The sequence below is a fragment of the Phyllobacterium sp. genome (genome assembly GCF_037994425.1).
Taxonomy (GTDB): Bacteria; Pseudomonadota; Alphaproteobacteria; order Rhizobiales; family Rhizobiaceae; genus Phyllobacterium.
Window position 1 is genome coordinate 1 of the sequence record NZ_JBBNAM010000038.1, and the last position, 6,681, is coordinate 6,681.

At 59.1% G+C, this 6,681-nt stretch carries 7 protein-coding genes; 2 read left to right on the forward strand and 5 right to left on the reverse strand.

Annotated elements, in window-relative coordinates; all coding sequences use genetic code 11:
- Nucleotides 1-245: 245 nt before the first annotated feature.
- Nucleotides 246-1,028, reverse strand: coding sequence for a response regulator transcription factor (locus tag AAAB35_RS02290; RefSeq protein WP_112644943.1), 783 nt, complete (start codon nt 1,026-1,028; stop codon nt 246-248).
- Nucleotides 1,029-1,725: 697 nt separating this feature from the next.
- Here AAAB35_RS02290 and AAAB35_RS02295 point away from each other — a divergent pair.
- A complete protein-coding gene (locus AAAB35_RS02295) occupies nt 1,726-2,538 on the forward strand; it encodes a TIM barrel protein (protein WP_113113197.1) in 813 nt (270 codons plus the stop codon).
- An 18-nt stretch (nt 2,539-2,556) separates the two neighbouring features.
- Here the strand turns inward: AAAB35_RS02295 and cobM are convergent, their stop codons facing one another.
- Complete coding sequence (gene cobM / locus AAAB35_RS02300) at nt 2,557-3,318, reverse strand: precorrin-4 C(11)-methyltransferase (RefSeq protein ID WP_112644939.1); 762 nt, start codon at nt 3,316-3,318, stop codon at nt 2,557-2,559.
- A gap of 10 nt (nt 3,319-3,328) precedes the next feature.
- Nucleotides 3,329-4,561, reverse strand: a complete 1,233-nt coding sequence (gene cbiE / locus AAAB35_RS02305; protein ID WP_340666624.1) for a precorrin-6y C5,15-methyltransferase (decarboxylating) subunit CbiE — start codon at nt 4,559-4,561, stop codon at nt 3,329-3,331.
- On the opposite strand from cbiE, the gene AAAB35_RS02310 reads away from it, so the two are divergent.
- Complete coding sequence (locus AAAB35_RS02310; protein ID WP_112644935.1) at nt 4,560-5,330, forward strand: cobalt-precorrin-6A reductase; 771 nt, start codon at nt 4,560-4,562, stop codon at nt 5,328-5,330. The two genes, cbiE and AAAB35_RS02310, sit on opposite strands and share 2 nt — an antisense overlap.
- Here AAAB35_RS02310 and AAAB35_RS02315 read toward each other — a convergent pair.
- Together AAAB35_RS02315 and AAAB35_RS02320 are read right to left on the reverse strand one after the other, a co-directional pair.
- A complete protein-coding gene (locus AAAB35_RS02315) occupies nt 5,294-6,058 on the reverse strand; it encodes a precorrin-3B C(17)-methyltransferase (protein WP_029867349.1) in 765 nt (254 codons plus the stop codon). The genes AAAB35_RS02310 and AAAB35_RS02315 overlap by 37 nt on opposite strands.
- Nucleotides 6,055-6,681, reverse strand: a 627-nt coding sequence (locus AAAB35_RS02320; protein WP_340666625.1) for a precorrin-2 C(20)-methyltransferase, incomplete at its 5' end; no start/stop codon positions are given. The genes AAAB35_RS02315 and AAAB35_RS02320, both read right to left, overlap by 4 nt.

Consider the following 6,681-nt stretch of genomic DNA (forward strand, 5'->3'; position numbering starts at 1 on the left):
TGTTGCTCGCAGGTACTCCAATCAGTACGATTTGAAGCGTCACCGAGTTGCACGGCTCAACGCCCTTTAAGCGGTAGCATTCATATGGACCGTTGGACGATCCTTGCCAGGCTGTCGGGCAAAACAAAAACACACTACATCGGATGATCTCAACTTCACGCTGGGATCATCCGCGATGTTATTTTCCACCGGAAGGTGGGTGCCAGTAAAAATTACTCGGCGGCTTTAGCTCATCTTGCTTCGCTTTATTGGAACATATCGTTGAGCTTGTAAGCAACTTCCGTTCGGTTCGTTGCCTTCAGCTTCTTCATGATGTTCCGGATATGAACTTTGACCGTGCTTTCGCGGAGGTTGAGTTCATACGCGATTATCTTGTTTGCTTTGCCTTTGCGGAGCGCTTGGACGACCTCGGCTTGCCTTAGCGTAAAGATACGCGTCAGCTCGTTCGGTCGCTGCGGCTTCTGGCTCATGTCGATCGAGGCAGTTTCTCCTGCAGACGGAGAAAAGCTGTTACCCGCGAGGATGAAGGTGCCGCCTGCAACCGCAAGAGCAAGTGCCTCGACGCATACCTCAATTCCGACGGACGTGGGTATGAAACCGCGCGCGCCGCATTGGAGCATCTTCAAGGTTTGGTTGAGGTCATCGCCATCGGCCAAAATGACGACCGGAGCCGGTGCGAGCTCTGAGGTGATCGCCGCGATTTCTTCGGACAGGCTGGCATCCTCAGCCCTCCGGCCTGCAATGTTTAGAAGGACCGCGCCTACCGGGCGGTGGGTATCTTTCTTGCGCTGCCACTCTTCAATCGAGCCGACGGCAATAGCACCCATGCTGAGGCCGTTCGCTTTCAAGGTCGTCGCAAGGCATTCGCGTTCGAGCGTTCTGGCGTCGATAATCAGCAGGCACTGATCATCTCCTTGCTCCCTTTCAGTATGCTCGAATTCCGTGCTTGCCTTGGAGAGTGTCGGTACAGGCCGGAGCCTGTTTAATGCGATTTTGCCATTTTCGAATTCCGAAGGTACGTAATTCATACTAGCCCTCATACCCTTTAGTGCTGGGGGACGGTACGCATCAAGTATACGCAATACTTTGCGACGGTCCCCTGAACGCTGTGATGATCCCCTTAGTATGCAACAAAGTAGATATCCAACTTGTGCCCAGCAACTATTTTGTGGTGGCCGATTTCTACTTTATTAAGAAACTACATACATAGGTGCTAATAAGCAATACAAAAATATTTCCAAAGGTTAATGTAGGAAACGCAGAAATACGAAATTGTACCTGTCTTTTGTAAATCTTGAAATGCAGTTTCACCAAAAGAAACATAAAGTATTAAAATGCCATATCGACTGAATGGAGTTAGAATAAAAATCCTGAAATATGTTACCTGCTGGATCGGTATTAACCAAAAATACACCCGAAAATCGCATTTTATACATTCTTGACGCCGCTGGTTGCGCCTAAGTAACTGTCTAGTTCTCCAACAATCACCGAATATACAGAGGTTGCTCTACTATTCTTGTATGACGTTCGTTGCGCGCTCCCGACCGATATTATTCCTGTGCTGCCGTGGTTGCCTCGCCATGAGGGGCATCTCTCATGGCTGGCCTATTTTCTGTCACGAATGAAAGGGCCGTGGGGCTCGCAGTGGATGGATCAGGGAGCCGATTGGGGTAGAGAATTGCTTTAACGCCTTCCGTAATACCAGGCTTTAGGAGGAGACCAAGAATGCCGCTCGTTCGTTTTGCCCTCAACCATATGGCGGCGCCATCGTTGGCGATTGAAGATCTCTTTGCGTTGGCCACGTCGCTTGGCATTGATGCGGTTGAGATCCGCAACGATCTTGTGGGCAATGCGATCCTCGACGGAACGTTGCCGGAGACTGTTGCCCAGGCTGCAGAGCGTCACGGTCTGACCATTCTCTCGATCAATGCGCTGCAGCGCTTCAACGAGTGGAACGCCACGCGTGCCGACGAAGCCCGAGAACTGATCGACTATGCCAAGGCTTGCGGCGCGCGCGCACTTGTTCTTGTCCCGAAGAACGATGGCACTGGTCGTGCAGATGGCGAGCGGCAGGAAAATCTCCGCCAGTCGCTGGCTGCCTTGAAGCCGATGTTCGATGCAGCCGGGATCATAGGACTTGTCGAACCCCTCGGCTTTGCGATCTGTTCGCTCCGGTCAAAGGCGGAGGCTGTTGAGGCAATCGACGCTGTGGCTGGACGGTCCACGTTCAAGCTGGTTCATGACACCTTCCATCATCACCTTGCCGGCGAAGAACAACTCTTCGCTGACTTGACCGGGCTGGTTCATATTTCCGGTGTAAGCGATCCTGCGGTTTCGATCGCGGAGATGCGCGATCCCCACCGTGTTCTGGTGGCGGCAGATGACCGTCTGGACAATGCCGGGCAAATGCGTGCTCTCATAAAGGCGGGTTACGCCGGCCCGTTTTCGTTCGAGCCGTTCGCGGCTACGGTACATGACCTCAACGATCCGGCAAAGGCGCTGCGGGCGAGCATGGACTACCTTTCCGCAGAGGTCTGAGGCGCGCAGTCCCCTCCCCTACTCCCGGCCGCGAAAGCGTCGCTGGTAGGACGCATCATAGAGCGAGCTCTCGCGAAAGCCGCTGGCAGCAAGCGTCTGGCCGACGAAGATGATCGCCGTTCGCTCGATGGGCGCGGCGGCCAGCTTTTCCTCGATGTCGCCGAGCGTCCCCCGGACGATCCTCTCATCCGGGCAGGACGCCTTGGCGACGATCGCAACCGGGCAGTCGGCGCCGTAGAGCGGTGTCAGTTCCGCAACAACCTGCTCCAGGGCATGAATGGCCAGGTGGATGGCGAGCGTCGAGCCCGTCGCTCCGAATCTCGCCAGAGTTTCCTCGTTCGGCATTGGGGATGCACGGCCGGAGACACGCGTGAGCACAAGGCTTTGCGCTACGGCTGGAATGGTCAGTTCCCTGCCAAGGCTTGCCGCTGCCGCCGCAAAGGCAGGCACACCAGGCGTCATCGTATAGCTGATGCCGTGCTTTTCCAGCCGGCGGATCTGTTCGGCAACGGCGCTCCAGACGGAAAGATCGCCCGAATGCAATCGCGCAACGTCCTCCCCGGCTGCGGCGGCCCGCAGGTACTCGGCCTCGATTTCATCAAGCGACATCGGTGCCGTATCGATGATGCGTGCGCCGGGCGGGCAATATTGCAATAGTTCCGGCGAGACGATCGAACCCGCGTAGAGACAAACTGGGCATTTGGCGATGAGGTCACGGCCGCGCACCGTAATCAGGTCCGCTGCCCCCGGCCCCGCGCCGATAAAATGCACTGTCGTCATCTGCTTTCTCTCACTTCTTTATATAGCGCCATTGCGTGACGGGCATCGCCGGACGCCAACCGGTCATACCGCCAAGGGGCGCCGCGCGCGCTATCTCGATACGTGTCAATGTGCCGCCATGCTCCCGCTGCAGCGAAAACAGCAGGGATTCCATTTCAAGGGTAACGGCATTGGCAACGAGACGCCCTCCCCTCTTCAAGGCGTGAAGAGCTGCCTCGAGTACACCTTCCTCGCTGCCGCCGCCGCCAACGAAGACCGCGTCGGGCTCGGGCAGGTTCGCAAGCGCCTCCGGGACGGTTCCCTCCACGATCGCAAGCCCGGGAACGCCAAAGGCAACCGCATTTCTTGCGATGCGCCCGGCTCGCTCACTCGATTGCTCGATGGCGACTGCGCGCAGTGACGGGTCGGCGAGCATCCATTCGATGCCGATCGAGCCGGAGCCGGCGCCAATGTCCCAAAGCAGTTCACCATGGCGCGGACCCAAGGCTGCAAGCGTGATTGCACGGATCTCCTGTTTGGTGATCTGGCCGTCGTGTTCAAAAAGCGCGTCGTCCAGCCCCGATGTGAACGGTATCGTTCGCGCCCCCTCCCCTGCCACGATCTCGATTGCGCAAACGTTGAGCGGGTCAATCTCTCCCAGGTCGAAGCGATCGGCACGCGCTGAGCGCTGCCGCTCGCGATCCCCGCCAAGTGCCTCGAGGACGTGCAGGTGGGATTCGCCGAAGCCTGTGACTCGAAGGAGCTCCGCAAGTTGCGCCGGCGTCTCGCCGTCGGAGGTCAGTGCGATGATCCGCCTGCCGTGGTGCAGGTGTGGCCGTATCAAATCCAGCGGTCGGCCATGCAGCGAAATTGTCGCCGTCTCTTGCAGCGGCCAGCCAAGGCGCGCGGCAGCCAGGCTGAACGAGGATGGCGACGGGATCACACGCATTTCCTCGGCACCAATGCGGCGCGACAGCGTCGCGCCAATGCCATATAGAAATGGATCGCCTGAACCGAGGACGACGACCGGTGAGCCCCGAAGTGCCACGACCGCTTCAATCGACCTCTCGAAAGGGCTTTCCCAGGCGAGCCTCTTGCCGGTGATGAGCCCGGCCACGAGCTCATGATGCCGCTTGCCACCGAAGACGGCGGGCGCGGCAGCGATCAGCCGCTTCGCCTCGTCACCCAGTCCGGCTGGACCATCTTCGCCGATGCCGATAATAGTCAGCCAGCGTTGGCCGGGAGCGGAAGGCATATCAGACATGGTCAAAATCCGCATCCTGATGCTCGGAGGCACCGGCGAAGCGCGCGCTCTCGCTGAAGCGCTTGAGGGCACTGGCCGGTACGAGACCTTGCTCTCGCTTGCTGGTCGAACGGAGAAACCCTCCGATCAGCCAGTTCCGCTGCGCATAGGTGGTTTTGGTGGTGCCGAAGGTCTGGCCGCCTTTCTGCGTGATGGTGGTTTCGACCTTCTGATCGATGCAACGCATCCGTTCGCGGCTCGCATCTCCAGAAGTGCCAGTGAGGCCGCCGCTGCCACAGGCATACCCGCATTCGCCTTGCGCAGGCCAGAATGGATGGCTGAGCCGGGTGATCGGTGGACGCCGGTTGCGACCATCGCGGAAGCGATAGAGCGGCTTGGCCCCTCCCCTCGCCGGGTCTTCCTGGCAATCGGGCGCCAGGAAGCCCATCGCGCCGAAGCCGCCCCCCAGCACTTTTACCTCGTTCGAAGTGTCGATCCTGTCGAGCCGCCGCTTGTTCTTCCCGACGTCCAGCTCGTTCTCGATCGCGGCCCCTACTGTGTTGAAAGCGAAGTTTCGCTGCTCCGTACCCATCGCATCGATGCCCTTGTCACCAAGAACAGCGGCGGTTCGGCGACCTATGCGAAGATCCAGGCTGCACGCCAGCTCGGCATCGACGTATTCATGGTCGCGCGGGCGCCAGCCGCCACTATGGAGACGGTTGCCACCGTTGAAGCGATGCTGGCGGCGATCGATCACCTGTTTTCCCCTGCGATGAACCGCGGAGTGTAGACGAGGTCCGGCTTCCCGTCTCGAGTGATCACCTTTGTCTCGGGCGAACCGATGATGACACAGGTTGCCATATCAGCCGTCGTCGCGTCGGCTTCTGCAAGCGGCTGGACGGTGATGCGTTCGTCGGGGCGTCCTGCAGCTCTACCGAAAATCACTGGTGTCGTTGCCGGCAGGTCCGAGCGCAGCAAGTCAAACGCCTTGCCCAATTGCCAGGGCCGTGCCTTGCTGATCGGATTATAGAGCGCAATCACGAAACCTGCCTTTGCTGCCATTGAAAGACGATTTTCTATTATATTCCAAGGCTTTAGGTTGTCAGACAGCGAAATGGCGCAGAAGTCGTGCCCAAGCGGCGCACCAATTCGAGCGGCAACCGCGAGCATGGCGGTGATCCCCGGCAGCACTACGAGGTCGATCGTGCGCCATTCTTTCGGACCGTTGTCTATGGCCTCGCATACTGCGGCCGCCATCGCAAAGACTCCCGGATCTCCGCCGGACACGACACAGACGGTAGCGCCGGTTGCTGCCGCCCGCAGCGCGGCCGATGCCCGATCAAGCTCTTCCCGGTTATCGGAGGCCTGTCGCCGCTGATCGGATCTGAGGTTCAGCCGGTCGAGATAGGGTCCGTATCCAAAGAACTCGGTTGCCTTAGAAACCGCCGCAGCCGCCTCCGGTGTCATTTGATCCGGATTGCCGGGACCGGTCCCGATCACGAAGAGCCTGCCGGTCATCGGCGAGACTCCCAGCCGGGCACGAGCACCAATGAAAAGTAGGGTGCGTCGCTGTCGGGCCGGTCGGCGAGCTTCGTCATCGCCGCATTGACCATGGTGCCTCGCTCGACATAGACGGCCTCGGCAAGGCGACCGGATGCCTCCAGCGCGCGGCGGATCTTCGGAAGGTTGCGTCCGACCTTCATGATCACCGCGGCCTGTGTGTCTGACAGTCGGCGCTGCAGTTCGGCTTCAGTCATCGTACCAGGAAGTACGGAAAGCACGTCATCTCCCTGAACGATCGGGAGGCCGGCGAGCGACCAGCATCCTGACATCGCACTGATCCCGGGGATCACCTCGGTTGGGTAACGGTTCGCCAGGCGTACATGCAGGTGCATGTAGGAACCATAGAACAGCGGGTCACCCTCGCTCAACACGGCGACGGTGCGGCCTTCCTCCAGGTGAGCCGCCACGGCGGCGGCCGATTGATCGTAGAAGGCGGTAATCTGGTTTCGATAGGCCTCGTCCGTCTTTTCGACCTCGGTCGTCACCGGGTAATAGAGCGGCAGCAGCGTCTTTTCCGCGGTCAGGAGATGCTCGACGATCGCCTTGCCGTTGCCGCCCCTGCCCCGCTTGGCAAAATA

Bases quoted from the DNA above. Each gene is read 5' to 3' on its own strand.
- AAAB35_RS02290 (WP_112644943.1), bottom strand. From the start codon at position 1,028: ATGAATTACGTACCTTCGGAATTCGAAAATGGCAAAATCGCATTAAAC.
- AAAB35_RS02295 (WP_113113197.1), top strand. From the start codon at position 1,726: ATGCCGCTCGTTCGTTTTGCCCTCAACCATATGGCGGCGCCATCGTTG.
- cobM (WP_112644939.1), bottom strand. From the start codon at position 3,318: ATGACGACAGTGCATTTTATCGGCGCGGGGCCGGGGGCAGCGGACCTG.
- AAAB35_RS02310 (WP_112644935.1), top strand. From the start codon at position 4,560: ATGGTCAAAATCCGCATCCTGATGCTCGGAGGCACCGGCGAAGCGCGC.
- cbiE (WP_340666624.1), bottom strand. From the start codon at position 4,561: ATGTCTGATATGCCTTCCGCTCCCGGCCAACGCTGGCTGACTATTATC.
- AAAB35_RS02315 (WP_029867349.1), bottom strand. From the start codon at position 6,058: ATGACCGGCAGGCTCTTCGTGATCGGGACCGGTCCCGGCAATCCGGAT.